The 17251-nt window shown below is 46.4% G+C and carries 11 protein-coding genes; 5 read left to right on the forward strand and 6 right to left on the reverse strand.

Annotated elements, in window-relative coordinates; all coding sequences use genetic code 11:
• The first annotated feature begins 98 nt into the window (after nt 1-98).
• Nucleotides 99-3212: a TonB-dependent receptor gene (locus GPLA_RS01805; RefSeq protein ID WP_007103097.1), complete on the forward strand. Its 3114-nt coding sequence runs from the start codon at nt 99-101 to the stop codon at nt 3210-3212.
• A gap of 323 nt (nt 3213-3535) precedes the next feature.
• Here GPLA_RS01805 and GPLA_RS01810 read toward each other — a convergent pair whose 3' ends face one another.
• The 4 genes from GPLA_RS01810 to GPLA_RS01825 form a co-directional block, all read right to left on the reverse strand.
• Nucleotides 3536-4066 (reverse strand): NUDIX hydrolase, encoded by a 531-nt coding sequence (locus tag GPLA_RS01810; protein WP_007103098.1) that lies wholly within the window; start codon nt 4064-4066, stop codon nt 3536-3538.
• A 162-nt stretch (nt 4067-4228) separates the two neighbouring features.
• On the reverse strand, nt 4229-6073 hold the full coding sequence (locus GPLA_RS01815) for a sulfatase-like hydrolase/transferase (protein ID WP_007103099.1): 1845 nt from the start codon (nt 6071-6073) through the stop codon (nt 4229-4231).
• A gap of 25 nt (nt 6074-6098) precedes the next feature.
• Nucleotides 6099-7265, reverse strand: a complete 1167-nt coding sequence (locus tag GPLA_RS01820; RefSeq protein ID WP_007103100.1) for an AGE family epimerase/isomerase — start codon at nt 7263-7265, stop codon at nt 6099-6101.
• An 89-nt stretch (nt 7266-7354) separates the two neighbouring features.
• Nucleotides 7355-8359: a LacI family DNA-binding transcriptional regulator gene (locus tag GPLA_RS01825; protein WP_007103101.1), complete on the reverse strand. Its 1005-nt coding sequence runs from the start codon at nt 8357-8359 to the stop codon at nt 7355-7357.
• Nucleotides 8360-8632: 273 nt separating this feature from the next.
• Here GPLA_RS01825 and GPLA_RS01830 point away from each other — a divergent pair, with 273 nt between their 5' ends.
• From GPLA_RS01830 to GPLA_RS01845, 4 genes are all read left to right on the forward strand, one after another.
• Complete coding sequence (locus GPLA_RS01830) at nt 8633-10498, forward strand: sodium:solute symporter family protein (protein WP_007103102.1); 1866 nt, start codon at nt 8633-8635, stop codon at nt 10496-10498.
• Between the two features lie 26 nt (nt 10499-10524).
• The gene (locus tag GPLA_RS01835) at nt 10525-11703 is read left to right on the forward strand and encodes a glycoside hydrolase family 130 protein (RefSeq protein ID WP_007103103.1); all 1179 of its coding nucleotides are present in this window, start codon (nt 10525-10527) and stop codon (nt 11701-11703) included.
• Complete coding sequence (locus tag GPLA_RS01840) at nt 11700-12920, forward strand: AGE family epimerase/isomerase (RefSeq protein WP_007103104.1); 1221 nt, start codon at nt 11700-11702, stop codon at nt 12918-12920. The genes GPLA_RS01835 and GPLA_RS01840 overlap by 4 nt, the downstream gene beginning before the upstream one ends.
• Nucleotides 12921-12982: 62 nt before the next feature.
• Complete coding sequence (locus GPLA_RS01845; protein WP_007103105.1) at nt 12983-14473, forward strand: cellulase family glycosylhydrolase; 1491 nt, start codon at nt 12983-12985, stop codon at nt 14471-14473.
• Nucleotides 14474-14477: 4 nt separating this feature from the next.
• On the opposite strand, the gene GPLA_RS01850 is transcribed toward GPLA_RS01845, so the two are convergent.
• Together GPLA_RS01850 and GPLA_RS01855 are read right to left on the reverse strand one after the other, a co-directional pair.
• Nucleotides 14478-14945, reverse strand: a complete 468-nt coding sequence (locus GPLA_RS01850; protein WP_007103106.1) for a nuclear transport factor 2 family protein — start codon at nt 14943-14945, stop codon at nt 14478-14480.
• Nucleotides 14946-15012: 67 nt separating this feature from the next.
• The gene (locus GPLA_RS01855; protein ID WP_007103107.1) at nt 15013-17163 is read right to left on the reverse strand and encodes an FAD-binding oxidoreductase; all 2151 of its coding nucleotides are present in this window, start codon (nt 17161-17163) and stop codon (nt 15013-15015) included.
• Nucleotides 17164-17251 lie beyond the last annotated feature (88 nt).

Here is a 17251-nt window from a genome sequence, read left to right on the forward strand (position 1 = left end):
GGTGTAGAGATAACAGTAGGCGCGCCTTAGTACACGAGGCGTGTTGATTTGCACAGCCAACGGGTGTGCCTATGAATTCAGATGTTTAAGGATCTTTTATGAAACACATAAACCACACAAAACGCGGTTTCTCAAAGCAAAAATTAGCCATATGCGTGGGGTTAGGCTTGTTAAATTCGTCATTTTCTTTGTATGCACAAAGCGTGGATGCCACTGACGGCCAAGAAGGGGATTCCCTTGAAGTGATTGAAGTACGTGGCTTAAAAAGCTCATTAATTCAGTCAATGAACAACAAGCGGTTTTCCAATACGATTACTGATTCGATTACGGCAACGGATATCGGTAAATTACCCGATGTTACCATAGCCGATTCACTGCAACGCATAACAGGTGTGCAGATAAACCGCTCCGGCGGAGAAGGCACATCAGTTAATATCCGTGGTGTAGGGCAGGTCGGCACAACCTTAAATGGCGAGCAAATGTTGTCAGCGAGTGCTGTGACCACAGTACAGCCTAATTTTACCGATATACCGTCCACTATGGTGTCGGGCTTAGATGTGTATAAATCTCGTGAGGCGAAACAGATTTCATCGGGTACGTCGGGTGTGATCGATCTTAAAACTTATCGTCCATTCAAACTTGACGAAGGTTTGACCGTTAATGCCAAAGCCGAGATCACTGATGGCTCCATGGGGTCTGAAACTGATGAGCTGGTATCTGCCTTTTTTGGCTATAACAAAGATAGCGATTTTGGTTTTACCTTAAACGTCTCTGTATCGAATAAAAATCTAGCGGACTATGTTATTGGCTCAACTGGCAGTGACTGGGGGTTTGCCGCGACCGAAGCATCAACCTTTGCCCAAGATAATGTGGATGCCAACAGTAATGGCAGCACGGACGATGTGTTTTATGCGTTTCAGGGGCATCAAGCGACCAATCAGTATATTGCCCGGGATCGGGTGGGGGTCAACAGTTCATTTCAATGGCAAGTCGCAGATCGTGTGGAGCTAGTAGCCGATGTTTTTTACACCCAAATGGATGAGCTGCAAACCCAAGCTGGTTTTATCGCAGCGCAAGCATGGCAAGGGGTAACCGGCTGGTTTACGCCAAGCGCTAACGGTTTTACCGAACACCCAAATCAAAGCAAAAACCCAGACGGCACTGTGACTACCCTACCTGGGAGTTTCAATTCATTCAGTGCCGGAGTGCTGCAATCCAGACGTAATATGGCGCACTCTGAAGCAAACGCTATCGACCGTGAAGCACTCAATAGCAATTTAGAAGTGAATTTTGAACTAACGGATAACCTGTCGGGCTCGGTTCGTTGGGTGCATGGTAAAGCCACTGACGACAATGCGTTAAGTGTGGTGGACTCTTATATCAACAGTGGCTCTCAAGTCGGTGCGACCTATAAAGGTCAAGGCGGTGTCGCATTAAGTGATGTGAACCCTTGGGGTTATGATGGGCAGTTTGCGCAATTACCAGATGGCACTGAAGTGCAGGACTTCACTATGATCCCCATTGGTATTGCGTACACTGGCTCTGAACAGGTTTGGGATTTGCCCACAACACAAATCATTGACGGGCAAGAGGTCAATGAAGTCTTTGGCAGTAATATTTCGCGCTACGCAGCGACCTCAGCGAACTTAACAGGGGCTCAAAAAGAAGCGGAGCTAGATGTGCTGCGTGTCGACGGTAAGTATGCGTTTGATGATCTGGGCCCGATTATTTCGACCGAGTTTGGCCTTCGTTACGGTAAGCGTGATGTGAGTCAGCTATCCTGGATTGGCGGAGTTGCACGGACTAATCAATACGGTGATGCATTTTTATCACGCTGGAAAGACAGCGCAAGCCAGGCACCTGAAACACTAGAATCCTTCATCGATCCTATTTCGTTCGAATCGTTGGATCAAATGGGATTGATCACCCAGATCAGCGATTTTCAAGGCGCTAGCGGTTTAGGCTCATTATACTTTGTTGATCCTGACAAAATGTCTGACCCATTAGCGTGGCACAATCAGGTTTATGGGCAGAATATCCAGTCTCCCGATGGTGCTAATTCTTACGATTTAGAGGAAAAAAATAGCGAAGCCTACGTGCAGTTAAATCTAGATGGCGAAATTGCCGAAATGTCTTATCGCGGCAATGTGGGATTGCGTTACGTTAAAACTGAATTAGACATTAATCAGTCAGAATTAGGCACAAGTGGCAGCGCTACGTATAACGGGGTGTCGTATATTTTATCCGGAGCCTTGGGTATGGTGCCGCCGACGTCAGCGTTACTTAATACTCAGCGTGAATATTCGGATGTATTGCCGTCGGTTAACTTATCGTTGAATTTGACGGACGAGCAAATCTTACGTTTCTCGTACAGTAAAACCGTTACCCCTCATGATACCAACAACCTTGCTGGTGGCATCAATGTGACTCGGGTTTTGGCCTGCGATCTACAACAGCCTGATGGCACCAGTATATTCTGTGCCACCCAAGCGACGCAGCAGGGGAATCCTCAACTCAATCCTTGGCGTTCGACTAATTATGACGTGTCGTACGAGTGGTATTTTAGTGAATCCGGTATGTTAAGCGTGGCGGCATTCTACATCGACATTGAATCTTTCATCGGCAATACCACAGTGCAACTTGCTCTTGAAGATAGCGATGGTGTGGTGCGCGGTTATAACCTTGAAACAGGCGAATTTACTGGTCTGGTGCCTACGTCGACTAAGGGTAATGTTGATGGTGGAAGTGTGAAAGGGATCGAGATTGGTTATCAACAAGGTTTTGATTTTCTTGACGGTGTTTGGCAGAACTTCGGCGTAACAGCCAATTATACTTTTTCGCCAAGTGAAAGCGGTGAAACTGATTACTACGGCGAAAGCACACCTATGTTAGATAACTCAGAGCATCAAGCGAACGTGGCGTTATGGTATGAAGACGAAGGTCTGCAAGCACGTATTGCCGCAAATTACCGCAGTAAAACCTTTGTATCGGTTCGTCGTTTGGGTAGTTATGAACTGGCTAAATTTATCGAGCCAACCTTGTATCTTGATGCGTCAGTGAGTTACGACTTCAATGAACATTTGTCTGTGTCATTACAAGGCACCAATTTAACGGAAGAAACCCGCGATACCTACCTGCAATGGGAGGATTTAATTGATAAGCGTTTTATCAATGAGCGTCGCTTTACTTTGGGTGCGCAATACCGTTTTTAACTCTGTGCCATAGCGCCAATACGGTGCTAAGCCCCTTTTGACCTTAGGTTAAAAGGGGCTTTTTTATATACTCAATTTATGCATCGTCAGGGGGACAACATCATGCACCGCTGTTAATCGGCGCACTTAACCGGTTCGGCTTTTATCATTGTTTGTTCGTGGTTACAGCCTAGGCCACACCGCACAAACTGCTAATTCACGATGGCTTTAGCCTCGTGGTCACGCTAACGAAGGCGTGCAGGTTATTCACATACACAGCAAAGGGTATTGTCATGAGTGTGGGCGCCACGGGTTTCAATGGTTAACAGACTATTCTGACAGGATTAACGCGCTGTTTGTGCAATGAATTGCTCAACCGCAGTGCGCAGGGACGCGAAAGCTATTTTGCCTGATGGCACTTGATGTAAGGGCCAAAATTCAGCACCGGCAATTTCATTTTTTTGTAACTTGAGGATGGGTTTGTGCGCCAAGGTGGCGACAAAAATCGTATCACAGGTGTGGTAATTGATATTTTTGTACAGATATTGATTGGGCTGTGAGGTGAAGTATTGCCAATTTTCGATATGAATATCGAGCTCTTCAAGAATTTCCCGGCTAAGGGCTTGCTCTAAACTTTCACCGTGGTCCACAAAGCCACCGGGTAAATCTAATTGTCCTTTACCCGGTGCATTACCTCGCTTGGTAAGCAGTATCTCATCGTCAACCACTATGATGGCTGCTACAGCGGTTGCTGTGTTATGAAAGTAAGTAAATTGGCAATCGGTGCAGTAAAAGCGCGCACCGTCGATAAGCGTGATTGTCGCGCTTTGGCAATTCGGACAATGACGAAATATATCATGGCAAGGGGACAGCATATAGACTCGCTCTGTGAACTGAAATTAAGGTAAAGGTTGCTGGATAATATACAGAATATTGGGCTTAAGTGCGGTTAACATAACCGTTACGGTGGCATCTAACACCTTGCCCCATGAAATGACCTAGCCTGATGAGAGTCAGGCTAGGTCATTTTTCTGAGACTAATAGGGGTTGGAAAACGTCGCCAGCGAAGTCGAATCAGCTTGAGGTACGAATAAAAATCGACGTAAGCCGCTGATGCTAGTCCATGGTTTGATACTGTGATTCGCCAATACTTTAAGCGTAAATTCACTATCGTTAGCCGTCAGATTAACACTGCCGATAAGTTGATTTTGTTGACCATTTAAAATAGTCGTTATGCGCTGCTGACCAATCTCTACGGCGATTTCTAGACCGGCGCTGTCGGTATTATCCTGTTGAATATAAAGCTGAAATTGACCCGGCTGTGTGACATTTATAGCGTAACGGGCAAAATCATTGATCTGCTTCAAGTTCGTCAAGTGATGTGGCTTGCTGAGCACATTGCTAGACGTTGCTGCGGGTCCAAAACCATTGACTAAGCTGGATGTCTGGCCAATGGTATAAATGGGCACGGTGAAGCTATGGGGATCATTTATTATCTGATTAAATTTTTGTGTTAGTTTGTTGATCATATCCTTAGCGACGACGGGTTTTTCGGACATTATATTGTGGCTTTCCAGCGGATCCCGCTGCATATCAAATAACGCATAGCCGTGTTCTGCCTGAGGGTACTGGGGCTGATCCTGCGCTGGGTTAAGCAACAGCTTATATTTCTCGGTGCGTAAACCAATAATTTGCTCAGAATAAGTCATGGCAGCTTTGGCTTTTTTGTCCAGCGGTGTCCATTGGTTGAAGTGATCTAAGGCGACTTTGACATCATGGGAGGCAATATAGGTTTCCCGGCTATTGTCACCTGACATATCCCCTTGTAAATAATCTAAAAATGGCTGCCCGTCAAAACCCTTGTGTTGGGCCGGCACAGAGGCTTGGGTTAGGGCGATTAAGGTCGGTAATATATCTTTTACATCCACATAGCGTTGCACATCATGACTTTGCCAATGTCCTTGCCAACGAATAAAAAGTGGTGACTTGATGCCATTTTGCCAAGACTGGCCTTTATTGCCTTTTAACTGTGATGGATTGCGCTCTTGCCACTCGCTCTTGAGCATGGCGCCAGCATTACTTGAGTCCCACCAAGGCCCGTTGTCGCTGAGAAAAATAACCATGGTGTTGTCGGCTAGATCCAACGTATCTACACGGGCGAGTAGTCGACCGATTTGCTCGTCCATTTCGTTAACCATGCCGTAAAGGTTGGCGATAGCTGGGCGTAACCCTTGTTTCATCAAGGGCTCGGTAAAGCGCTTGGGGGCTATCCAGGGTTCGTGGGGAGCTAAATAACTCAGATAGGCAAAAAATGGTTGTGACTGATTGCGCTCAATGAAATCGATGGCGTAATCGGTGACCACTTCTGATACCCATTTGTCGTGGGAGACTTTTTTGCCGTTCAGCCAGCCAAAACTGTTTTGATGTTGATACAGTTCTGCATAGTAGCCCTCATCAAAGCCTCGATCCCAGGGGAAATATCCCGCAGTTTTACCTACGTGCCACTTGCCCCAGGTGCCGGTTTTATAACCAGCATTTTGCAGAATATTAGACATTAAGATTTCATCTTTGGCCATAAAGTCACGGCCGCCATGAACGCCTGATACCCCAGTTTTGTAGGGATCCCTGCCACTGAGTAAGGCGGCGCGAGTGGTAGCGCAAACAGGCGTGACGGTAAAGTCATTGAAGCGCACAGCTTGCTCTGCAAGCCGATCAATATTGGGCGTGCTGATATAAGGATGACCATGGCGAGATAGATCGTCGAAACCGAGATCATCCGCAGTGATCAGAATAATGTTTGGTCGCTGGCCTGAGGTTTCACTGTGCACTAAGTGACTGAACAGCAAAACACCGATAGCTAAAAAAGGCAGTAACTGTTTCATCTTTGCGCTCCTATTTTGAGGTTATTTACAGATATTGTATGGCTTCAGCGTGGGCCATGAGCAGATGATAAAGCGTACTGGCAGGGGCTGAGGCGTTAATGACTTGATTGTCACTGTTTAATTGGTCCACGTACAATGCAGGATGTTGCGGGTTCACAAAATGCGTGAGTAAATTTTCGATAGCGATGCGAGCATCATCTAAATAAGGCTCGGGATTGGGTTGGGTTCGTGCCATCGCGAGACTGGCTTTTATCCATTCGGTCATTGGCCAGCAACGTTTTGTTTGCGCAGATTGTCCACTTTTCAGATCGACCTGATCAAATAACAAGCGCTGGTTGCCATTGGTCGTCGACAGACCTAATGCCAGAGCTTGGCGGTAAAGTGTTAGGCAATAGTGGGCCACAGGTTTGTTGGTATACCTATGATACTCTTGCAGTAACCATACCCATTCCATCATGTGACCGGGCTCTACAATATCCCCTTTGGTTTTGGATAACTGCCAATCATGGGTGAAAAACTCGCGTAATACGCCGTGCTCATGATCGTAAAATACATTTTCAAACAGGCCGAAAATCTCTCCAGCATAACCCAACCATTTTGCGTCCCGAGTGGCTTGATAAAGGGCTAAAAAAGCTTCAAATAAATGCATGTGGGGATTTTGACGACGCCATGGATATTCATAGCTTCCCTCTAACCAGCCTGCAGACGAGCCCTTGAGCTTGGCCTCTATGCTGTCAATAAGTTGGTTGGCTTTAAACAGGGCATGCAGGTCGTTAAATACCGCGTAGCGCCATGCATAAGCGAGCAGGAAAAAAGCGCAGTCGTACAGATCGACACTGGGATCGGCAACCTTGTCTTGGTTATCGAGGATATGACTGAACATGCCGCTATCGTCAATTTGGGCGTGCTGTTGCACAAAGTTGTCTAGTTGATTCACCTTGTGCATGGCGTCTTTTAGCCAGCCTTGTTTACTCGCATAGGCGCAACAGAACATTTGCCGTGCTTGAACGCGAATACGTTTATTGGCACTAACGTCAGCTTGTCCATTGGCAAGAAACCCTTCAATGGCACTGCCATTAAGCATAAAACCGTTTTCAGCCCAATAGGGCAGGGTGTGCTTACCCAACCAATTGTCTAATCGGTGAATGGCAACCTGCAGCGGGCTATTTGAAAATTCAATGGCGTATGACATATATGAACCGGTTAACACTGTTTATATTAATCTGTGAGGTAAATATCACACAAAAAATGAACCGGTTCAATTTTTACTTTGTAATTTTATTATTTTGTCTTTTCTGTAAAGGCAGAGGTGCTTTCACGAATGATGAATTCATAAGGAAAAACGTATTCTTTATTTTCTGTGACCTTGCCTTGGATCATATCAAGCAACATTTCTGCTGACTTTTCGCCGATTTTTTCCGCTGGTTGGGCAACGGTGGTAAGCGTTGGCACGACATATTTAGACACGTCCATGTCATCAAAACCAGTGATTGAGATATCTTGAGGAATACGTAAACCCTTGTCGATAAAGCCTTTCATCGCCGCTATCGCCATTTCATCGTTCATACAAAAAACCGCACTAGGACGATTTTCCATATGATAAAACTGCTCGGCAGCGCTGATACCCGACCAATAGTTAAAGTCACCTTCAATCACCAATGATTCATCAAACTCAATACCTTGTGACTCAAGTGCTTGTAAATAACCTTTCATTCGATCCCGAGTATGGGGATTTGTTTTTAATCCCGAGATAACACCAATGCGTTTATGACCCTGCTGAATCAGGTGCCGTACCACTTTATTGGCTGCGCCGGCGTTATCGATACGTACTGAGCTGTAGGGCGTACCTTCGCAGCTACTGGCACTGACGGCAAATACACCCGCCTTGGGCAACAGTGAATCATTTTCTTTGTAAGGACGTAGATTGATTACGCCATCGGCTAGACGAGTTTCAACCATACGAATGAAGTCTTTTTCTTTATTCGATGAATCACGCGTATCCCCCAGTAAAACGTTGTATCCGGCGCGTTGAGCCACGGATTCAATGCCGCTAATAACCTTGGCAAAAAACAAGTTGGCTATGTCGGGTACCATGACCACTATGGTGTTGGCCGTGTTGCTGCGAAACTTTTGTGCAAGCATGTTGGGCTTGTAATTGAGTTTTAGAATGGCCGCTTCGACCTTTTCTAGATTCTTTTTCGAAACACGCTCTGGATGGCTCAGTGCTTTTGATATTGTGCCAGTGGATAACCCTGCTTCTTTTGCCACGTCTCTGATGGTTGTCACTATGCTGCCTTTCTAACTGAATAACGGGAAGTTGTTGACCCCTGAGCGCTAAACTATCGGCGCTAAGAACATCGCTAACTAATATGGGTTCAGTTTACTTAATCTAGCGTTTAACGCCAGTAAATCCCGTTATTAAAGTCATTTGATATTGGCTAGTGGTTAATAAAATGGAAAATTTAACTTGATAAATGAACCGGTTCATTTTATGTTGGTGTTATCTGACCACCATCACTAAAAACGTTGTTGCTGTAACGACAACAGGAATGCAGATCCATGATCTTATCCGTACTCGATATCTCGATTATTGCCGCTTATTTACTCGCCATTGTGGCGTTGGGGTTATACATCTCTAAATCTGCAGGCAAAAACGTGCAAAGCTATTTTTTAGGTGGCAATCAACTCAGATGGCAGTTACTTGGTTTATCCAATGCATCCGGCATGTTCGATATCAGCGGCACCATGTGGATGGTGTACTTGCTGTTTATTTATGGCCTTAAAAGTGTCTACATACCTTGGTTGTGGCCGAGTTTTAACCAAATATTTCTGATGGTTTTTCTGTCCATCTGGTTACGTCGCTCGGGTGTGATGACGGGGGCAGAATGGATCCGCTTCCGCTTTGGTGAAAGTAGGGGGGCGACCTTAAGCCATTTTGTGGTGGTGCTGTTTGCGCTGCTTAGTGTGTTGGGCTTTTTAGCCTATGGTTTTATCGGTATTGGCAAATTTGCCGCCGCTTTTTTACCTTGGGAATTGTCGTTAGACCCGCGTACCAATGAAATTTATTACGGTTTAATTATGACCGCATTGACCTCAGTTTATGTGGTCAAAGGCGGCATGGTCAGTGTGGTATTCACGGAAGTACTGCAATTTGTGATCATGACCGTTGCTTGTATCGCCATTGGCATTGTAGCAATGATGAAAGTTTCTCCGCAGATGTTGGCTCAAGTTACGCCAAATGGCTGGGACAGCCTCGCGTTCGGTTGGAATTTAAGTTTAGACTGGAGTGCCATTCTGGCTCAGGCTAATCAACGCATAATCGAAGATGGTTGGTCGCTGTTTTCCGTATTTATCATGTTGGTTTTGTTCAAAGGCATACTGCAAAGCATGGCGGGGCCGGCTCCGAATTTTGATATGCAGCGGGTGTTGTCCGCCCGAACCCCAAGCGAAGCGGCGAAGATGAGCGGCTTTGTGAGCCTAGTGTTATTAGTGCCTCGCTACATGATGATCACAGGTTTGGCGGTCTTGGCCTTGGTCTACTTTATGCCAGCGTTGAACGCCATGGGACCGGATGTCGACTTCGAGCAAATCTTACCTTTCACCCTAGCTAACTTTATCCCCAGCGGATTGCTGGGTTTGATTATCGCCGGTTTGTTAGCCACCTTTATGTCGACCTTTGCGGCGACCACCAACGCCGCACCTGCCTACGTGGTTAATGACATATACCGTCGTTATATCAATCCCGATGCGTCTGCCCGAACTTATGTACGAATGAGCTACTTAGTGTCCGTGGTGTTTATTGTGCTTGGTACCGCAATCGGTTTATTTATTCCGTCGCTGAACGCCATAGTGTTGTGGTTAGTATCGGCACTTTACGGCGGTTATACCGCGTCTAACTTACTTAAATGGTATTGGTGGCGTTTTAACGGCATGGCGTATTTCGCCGGAATGTCCGCGGGTATTTTGGCCGCGATACCTATGATGTTCACCGATATATCACCGCTGTATGGCTTCCCATTTATGTTCGCGGCATGTCTAGCAACCTGCATTGTGGTCAGTTATATCAGTGCACCGGATGATATTGAAGTCGTTAAGCACTTCTATTTAAAGACACGCCCTTGGGGAATATGGGGACCCATCATTGCTGCGGTACAAAAAGACAACCCGAATATCCGTCCAAATACCGAATTCAAGAAAGACTTGGGTAATGTGGTTGTCGGTATTATCTGGCATACCAGCCTGACCGCGGCACCGATTTTTCTGGTTATTCAACATTGGGGTGGCCTGACCATCGCCACGGGCGTCGCAATTATATCCAGTATTTTACTGAAATATTTCTGGTGGGATACGTTAAGCGACGAACCGCAAGAGCAACACACTTTGCATCAACCTTCTGTCTATTCTCCTGCTCAGCAGGGGAAGTAACATTATTGCGAACAAGAGTACTATTTATGAATAATGACACCTTATTTCATACCCGCGTTAAAGACGTCAAGTCCCAGCACGGGGCATTACTGAGCACGAAAAATCAGCCAATTGAATTGAGCAACGGCGTATTTCAACGTTGGCAGCATCCCATTTTAACGGCTGCGCATGCGCCGTTAAGCTGGCGTTATGATTTTAGTCCGGCGCGAAATCCGTTTTTCATGGAGCGTATCGGGATCAATGCCACGCTCAACGCTGGAGCGATATACTTCAAGGGCAAATATACAGTGGTTGCCCGGGTTGAAGGCAACGATCGCAAATCGTTTTTCGCCGTGGCGCAAAGTGATAACGGGGTCGATGATTTTACTTTCTGGCCGCGTCCCATACGTATGCCTGAAACCGAAGTACCTGATACCAACATATATGACATGCGCCTTACCGAACATGAAGACGGCTATATATACGGTTTATTTTGCACCGAACGTAAAGACCATACCGTACCCGAAGATACTTCGGCAGCGGTCGCTCAGTGCGGTATTGCACGTACCAAAGATTTACTTAATTGGGAGCGTTTAGCTGATTTAATTACCTACAGTGGCCAGCAGCGTAATGTGGTTTTGCACAGCGAATTTGTCGACGGCAAGTACGCTTTGTACACCCGTCCTCAAGATGGCTTTATCAGTGTCGGCGGTGGTGGTGGGATTGGTTGGGGGTTGTGTGATTCAATGGAAAACGCCAAGATTGCGCAAGAAACCATCATAGATCAGAAGGTTTATCACACCATTTCAGAGGTGAAAAACGGCCAAGGACCCGCACCGATTAAAACCGACAAAGGTTGGTTACATTTGGCCCATGGGGTACGTAACACCGCAGCGGGTCTACGTTATGTGCTGTATATGTTTGTGACTGATTTACAGCAACCTTGGGTTATCACCCATAAACCGGCGGGTTATTTACTGGCACCTGAAGGCGAAGAACGCATTGGTGATGTATCTAACGTGGTATTTAGTAATGGCTGGGTCGTTGACGAACAAGAGCAAGTCTTTATTTATTACGGCTCAAGCGATACCCGCTTACATGTCGCCACTTCAAGCATTGCACAGTTATTAGATTATTGTCTTAATTCCCCCCAAGACGGCTTTAGCTCGCATACATCAGTCGAGGCCATTTATGATTTGGTCGCCCTAAATGAGGGATTGATATGAGCCTCGCGGCAACCCATGCTATTTTGACCACGCCGCTGAATCGCCAATCGGTGGAGGGGGAATTGACCCATATCGCCGATTGGTGGGTCAAGCACAGTGTGGATCATGTAAATGGTGGCTTTTATGGGGAAATTGATTTTGTTGCCCAGCCGCTAAGCGACGCGAATAAGGGGGTCATTTTAAATAGCCGCATATTGTGGTTCTTCAGTGAAATGGCACTAAAAGATGACAGTGCTCAGTACAAGACCCTTGCTATCCGTGCTTTTGAGTACTTGTTAGCGCATTTTGACGATAAAGAGCATGGTGGCGCGTATTGGGAAGTGGCGTTTGATGGCCGTTTACTCCAGGGTAAAAAGCAAACATACGCCCAATGTTTCTGTATTTATGCCCTGTGCAGCTATTTCCGTTTAACAGCTGATCCGTTGGCACTTGAAAAGGCGGTCAGCTATTTTAATTTGGTCGAGCAAAATGCCAGAGACGTCAAGTGTGGCGGGTATATTGAAGCGTGTAGTGAAGATTGGTCAAGCATAAGTGATTATCGCTTGAGTGATAAAGATCTTAATTTCCCCAAATCAATGAACACCCATTTGCATGTGTTAGAAGCCTACAGTGCGTTATATCAAGTGCATAAAACCGCCCAGACCGAAGAAGCCCTACGCCACATCATTGATGTATTTCAATTTCATATTATTTGCCATAAAAGTGCACACCTTAAGTTATTTTTCGATATGCAATGGCGGGATCAGTCACAAACCTATTCATTTGGGCACGACATTGAAGCCAGTTGGTTATTGTGGGAGTCAGCATGTGTACTAGGTGATAAGCGTGTCATGGGCAAACTTAAACCGATCATTATCGACCTTGCCCGAGCTTGTTTAGATGAAGCCATAGGAGATGCGGGACAAGTATGTGATGAATTTATTTTTAGCTCGCGAAAGCGGGTATCTACTAGCTATTGGTGGGTACAAGCGGAAGCTTTAGTGGGCTTTATGAACGCCTTTGCATTAACTAAAGATGAAAAATACAAAGCGGCTTGTCAGCCTATTTGGGCTTTTATTCAGCAATATCACATCGACTCTGTCCATGGTGAGTGGCATTGGCTAGCCAGCCAAGATCAAGATACTGACAGTCGGATCTATAAAGCAGGGTTTTGGAAAGCCCCTTATCACAATGGTCGAGCAATGATGGAATTGCAGCGTTTGCTTGGGCAGTCATAAACGACTTACTCACAAAGACCGCGTTTATGCCCATCGTTACTATAAAATTTGAGCGGATCATAATGTTGAAACATATTCTTTTTTGGGGTTTTTTACTGCTCACTAGTTCGCGCGCCCACAGTGAGTTTAGTCACTTTATTACTCGTGAGGGTAGTCAATTACTGGACGGTGATAAGGTGCTGCGCTTTGCTGGCTTACATGCGCCTGAATTACATCGTATTGAAGATGATGAGCGGGGCGTATGTAAGGCTGACAGGCGAGGTTGGGGGCAATATTTCAAATGGCCTACTTCCGATGAGCAGCAAAACTGGATCCGCTCACTGGTGCGCTCAGGGCAAAAGGTGACGCGTATTTACGTACTTTCGGTGGCGCAATCTGATGATGTCCTGTGTGAACGGCAAGTCCATATATTGCCGCCGATTGATGCCAGTCACATGCCGCGTCTAAATGAAACGGCTATGCAGGTATTCGACAATATGATTGCTCTGGCAGACCAAGAGGGTTTACGTTTGATCGTGCCGTTTATCGATCATTGGAGTTGGTGGGGAGGGCGTGCTGAGCTTGCGGCATTTTACGCTGAAAGTGCGGACGACTTTTATGATCCTAACAGCAAAACCTATCAGGCCTACCAGTCCATTATTCAACAAGTGATTACTCGCACAAATAGCATTACGGGTCGAAAGTACTTTGAAGAAAAGGCCATCATGGCTTGGGAAACCGGTAACGAATTAAAAGACAGTACCCCTGAATTTGTGACCCCAACCAGCGCACTAATAAAGCGCTTGGCACCCCAGCAGCTTGTTGTTGATGGAATTTATTTAACGGTATTGAGTACGTCCTTGGATGATCCTAATGTGGATATTATTAGCAATCATTTTTACTCGAGCAATCACAACAACAAGCCGCAAACCATTGTGGATAATCTGACGGCGATCCAGGGTAAAAAAGCGTACATAGTGGGCGAGTTTGGTCTGCTGCCTCTGGATCAAATCCAACGTATTCTGCAAGGCGCGGTCAATGTCGATGTCAATGGTGCACAAACATCTGGGGCATTGGTATGGGGCTTTCGTGGCAGACGTCACAATGGTGGATTTTACTGGCACAGGGAAGGCAATTCAGATTACTACAGTTACCATTTACCTGGCTTTGTTGAAGGGGCAGCCAACGACGAACAGGCGGTTATTAATGCGCTAAGGCAGGCTCAAGCCGGTATGTTAGGCGAGCTCAATGCTCCCCCACTGCCTATTCCACTGGCACCCAAGTTACGTCCTATTTCCCAAAACCGAGATATCAATTGGCTGGGCTCGCCAGTTGGACGGCAGTATCGCATTGAACGCAAAGCGTTGAATGACAATCAATGGCAAGTTATCGTCAGTGGCATTACAGACGGTAAAAATCAATATGACTCTCGGGTCGATAACCTGTTTACCGATACCCAAGCGCTCAGCCCCGGAAAAACCTACGTTTACCGAGTCATCGCCAGCAACGAAAGTGGCGAATCACCACCTTCAAACGAGCAACTGTTAATTGTGGCTGATGTTGCAAAGCCCTAATAAGTTACAAGCCCAGTTCTGATAACCCAGGATGGTTATCGGGACGGCGGCCTTGTGGCCAATGGAACTTGCGCTCTGATGCTGCAATGGGTAAATCATTAATGCAGGCGAAGCGATTTTTCATTAATCCGTTTTCATCGAACTCCCAGTTTTCATTGCCGTAAGAACGAAACCAGTTACCGCTGTCGTCATGCCATTCATAAGCGTAACGCACCGCAATACGATTATCGGTGAAAGCCCATAGCTCTTTGATCAAGCGATATTCTAGTTCCTTGTTCCATTTTGCGGTTAAGAAAGCGGCAGCTTCTTCGCGATTATGGATAAAGGTGCTGCGGTTACGCCATTGGGTATCCACTGTATAAGCGAGGGCGACCTTTTCTGGATTGCGACTGTTCCAGCCGTCTTCTGCTAAACGCACTTTTTCACAGGCGCTGTGTTCATTAAAAGGGGGTAAAGGGGGGCGTGTACTCATGTTGATATCCTTTTTTTTAATACGGTTAATGTTAGTTCGTGGGTAATATTGCGAACTTGTGCTGGGTTTACAAGGCAATGTCTAATCTAGAACAACCTTTGGCTGGCACCGCGCAGCAAATCAGTACTTCGTTGTCTTCTATCGGAGCGCTAGGTGTACTGCGATAGGTCACTGCACCCGATGTTAATTTCACTGTACAGGAACCGCAACTGCCACTTCTGCAGCTAAAATCGGGTGCTAGGCCATGTGCTTCAGCTACCTCTAAAATAGTGGGCTCGCCTTTGTGCCATGGTTGTTCGAATTTGCTTTCGGTGAAGCTGATTATCGTGCTCTGGGCTTCGTTTTCTGCGCTATTTTCTATTGTGTTTTTAGGCTTAGACATTATTTTACGACTGTGTTCTATCCTATGCTCCGCTTCGGCTGCTTGGCGTATTAAAGTAGACGGGCCAAAGGTTTCTGCATGTATATTGTCATCAGCGATGTTAAGTGAGATTAATGTGTCGTACATGGCCTGCATAAAACCTTGAGGCCCACACAAATAAATGTCACATGCCTTATGGGCGGTATTTAAATCGAGTATTGGCTGCAGTAACTCGGCAGTAATACGGCCTTTGGCATGATAATCAATAGCTGATTGCCCATCGTCAGGTACAGAACTAAGCACTGAGTAATAGCGTATTTGCTTGGCGCTTTTGCTCTCTAAGTCTTTGAAGGCGGCGCTAAACGCCCGCTGTGCATTATTTTTGGCCGAATGAATGATGGTCATTGGCCGTGTGTAGCGGGTACGCAGCCCTTCATTTAGGGCATCTTGGGCCATGGCAATCATAGGCGTAATGCCGACCCCAGCACCAATTAATACGGCTGGGCGCTTAGCGTGGTTATCAATGTGAAATTCACCCTGTGGAGCTTTGATATCCACTAAACTACCAATCGATAAAGTATCATGCAGTGCTTTTGACACGAGTCCATGGGGCTCTCGTTTAACCGATATACGATAGTGGTCAGCGCCCGGGGCTGATGAAACCGTGTAGTTGCGTATTTTTTGTTTTTGCTCAGGCCCCGTAGGAATACGCAGGGTTAAATGCTGCCCAGGGTTAAACGGCAGTACTGCACTTGCATCATTGGGCGTTAGGTAGAATGAGCGTATCGTAGTGCTCTCATCGACTATTTTTCCGACCTTGAATGTCTGCCAACGGTTGCGGGTTTCTTGGGCTTTGCGCACGGCATCAGCGTGCTGCCAAGTGCCAGTTTGCATGGTGTTTGGGGAGTAATCGCTAAAGCTAGCGCGAAACGGTAGGGCATTTTTTAGGCGTATGCCTTTAGATAAGGTAAACTGCCAGCCACGCTGTGCGCCTTTAAACGTAACAATGCGGGGATCGTCCTCAAGTAACACCTCTACCGTGCCGGTTAACATCAGCAAGTCACCTGTGGTGAAGTCCGTAAATATCAATCCTGCTTTTGGGTTGACCAAAAAATTACCCATGGTATTAAAGAAGTTGTTACCCGCGTAATCAGGGATCCTCAGTATATCAGCGGGCACGTTATCGTTATTTACCCCCACAAAGCCTGGCATGCCACCTCGATGGGAGACATCGACTCCTAATGTGTGTTGATGACTCTTTTTTGCTGTTGTGCCCGCTGAACTGGCGACAAAAAAGGTATCGGCCTGATTGATAACGTTTTTGGCTGATGTATCCAAACGCTTAAAATACTCAGGGGCGGGGGCAGCAAACGTTTCGTCTACAGAGCGAATAAAACGAATATCCCGAGTCTGAATATATTGCGGGCAATTGCCAAAAGACTGTTCGATTTCTAAGGTTAACTGTTGTCCTGCTATATGGCTTATCCTGGCATTAACGCGATTTCGACGTCGCGTTGGCACTTCAATACCCAATAACCCAAGACGTGCGCCCGTGGTGAGCGAACCGAGTAGTGGATCCCCCTTTAACACCTTGCTGTTTAGGGATAGCTCAGTTGGCGTAGGTGATTGAATAAAGCCGGGCGAACCAGGCAGAATCGATGCCCAAAGTTGCTGGTTCTCATCAGTGCTACCGACGACGACAAAGGGTAATTGCTTAAAAAATTCACGGTGTTGATCTGGCATAAAAGAGCGGATAGCACGGCGACCAATGGCGTCCATATGCTCAAGTTTACCAGCACGGTTTTGCATTTGCTGCTCACCGATATGGAAAGGGGCTTGGCGGTCGTTGGGGATCATAGGGTGCTCCGCTGTATTCAAAGCTGCGTTATGCTTAACGCTTGGGGATCGGGCCGCGTACACCGGCCCCGTTATGTTTTTAAAGCGA

It is taken from the genome of Paraglaciecola polaris LMG 21857 (assembly GCF_000315055.1).
Lineage (GTDB): Bacteria > Pseudomonadota > Gammaproteobacteria > Enterobacterales > Alteromonadaceae > Paraglaciecola > Paraglaciecola polaris.

Bases quoted from the DNA above. Each gene is read 5' to 3' on its own strand.
- GPLA_RS01805 (WP_007103097.1), top strand. From the start codon at position 99: ATGAAACACATAAACCACACAAAACGCGGTTTCTCAAAGCAAAAATTA.
- GPLA_RS01810 (WP_007103098.1), bottom strand. From the start codon at position 4,066: ATGCTGTCCCCTTGCCATGATATATTTCGTCATTGTCCGAATTGCCAA.
- GPLA_RS01815 (WP_007103099.1), bottom strand. From the start codon at position 6,073: ATGAAACAGTTACTGCCTTTTTTAGCTATCGGTGTTTTGCTGTTCAGT.
- GPLA_RS01820 (WP_007103100.1), bottom strand. From the start codon at position 7,265: ATGTCATACGCCATTGAATTTTCAAATAGCCCGCTGCAGGTTGCCATT.
- GPLA_RS01830 (WP_007103102.1), top strand. From the start codon at position 8,633: ATGATCTTATCCGTACTCGATATCTCGATTATTGCCGCTTATTTACTC.
- GPLA_RS01835 (WP_007103103.1), top strand. From the start codon at position 10,525: ATGAATAATGACACCTTATTTCATACCCGCGTTAAAGACGTCAAGTCC.
- GPLA_RS01840 (WP_007103104.1), top strand. From the start codon at position 11,700: ATGAGCCTCGCGGCAACCCATGCTATTTTGACCACGCCGCTGAATCGC.
- GPLA_RS01845 (WP_007103105.1), top strand. From the start codon at position 12,983: ATGTTGAAACATATTCTTTTTTGGGGTTTTTTACTGCTCACTAGTTCG.
- GPLA_RS01850 (WP_007103106.1), bottom strand. From the start codon at position 14,945: ATGAGTACACGCCCCCCTTTACCCCCTTTTAATGAACACAGCGCCTGT.
- GPLA_RS01855 (WP_007103107.1), bottom strand. From the start codon at position 17,163: ATGATCCCCAACGACCGCCAAGCCCCTTTCCATATCGGTGAGCAGCAA.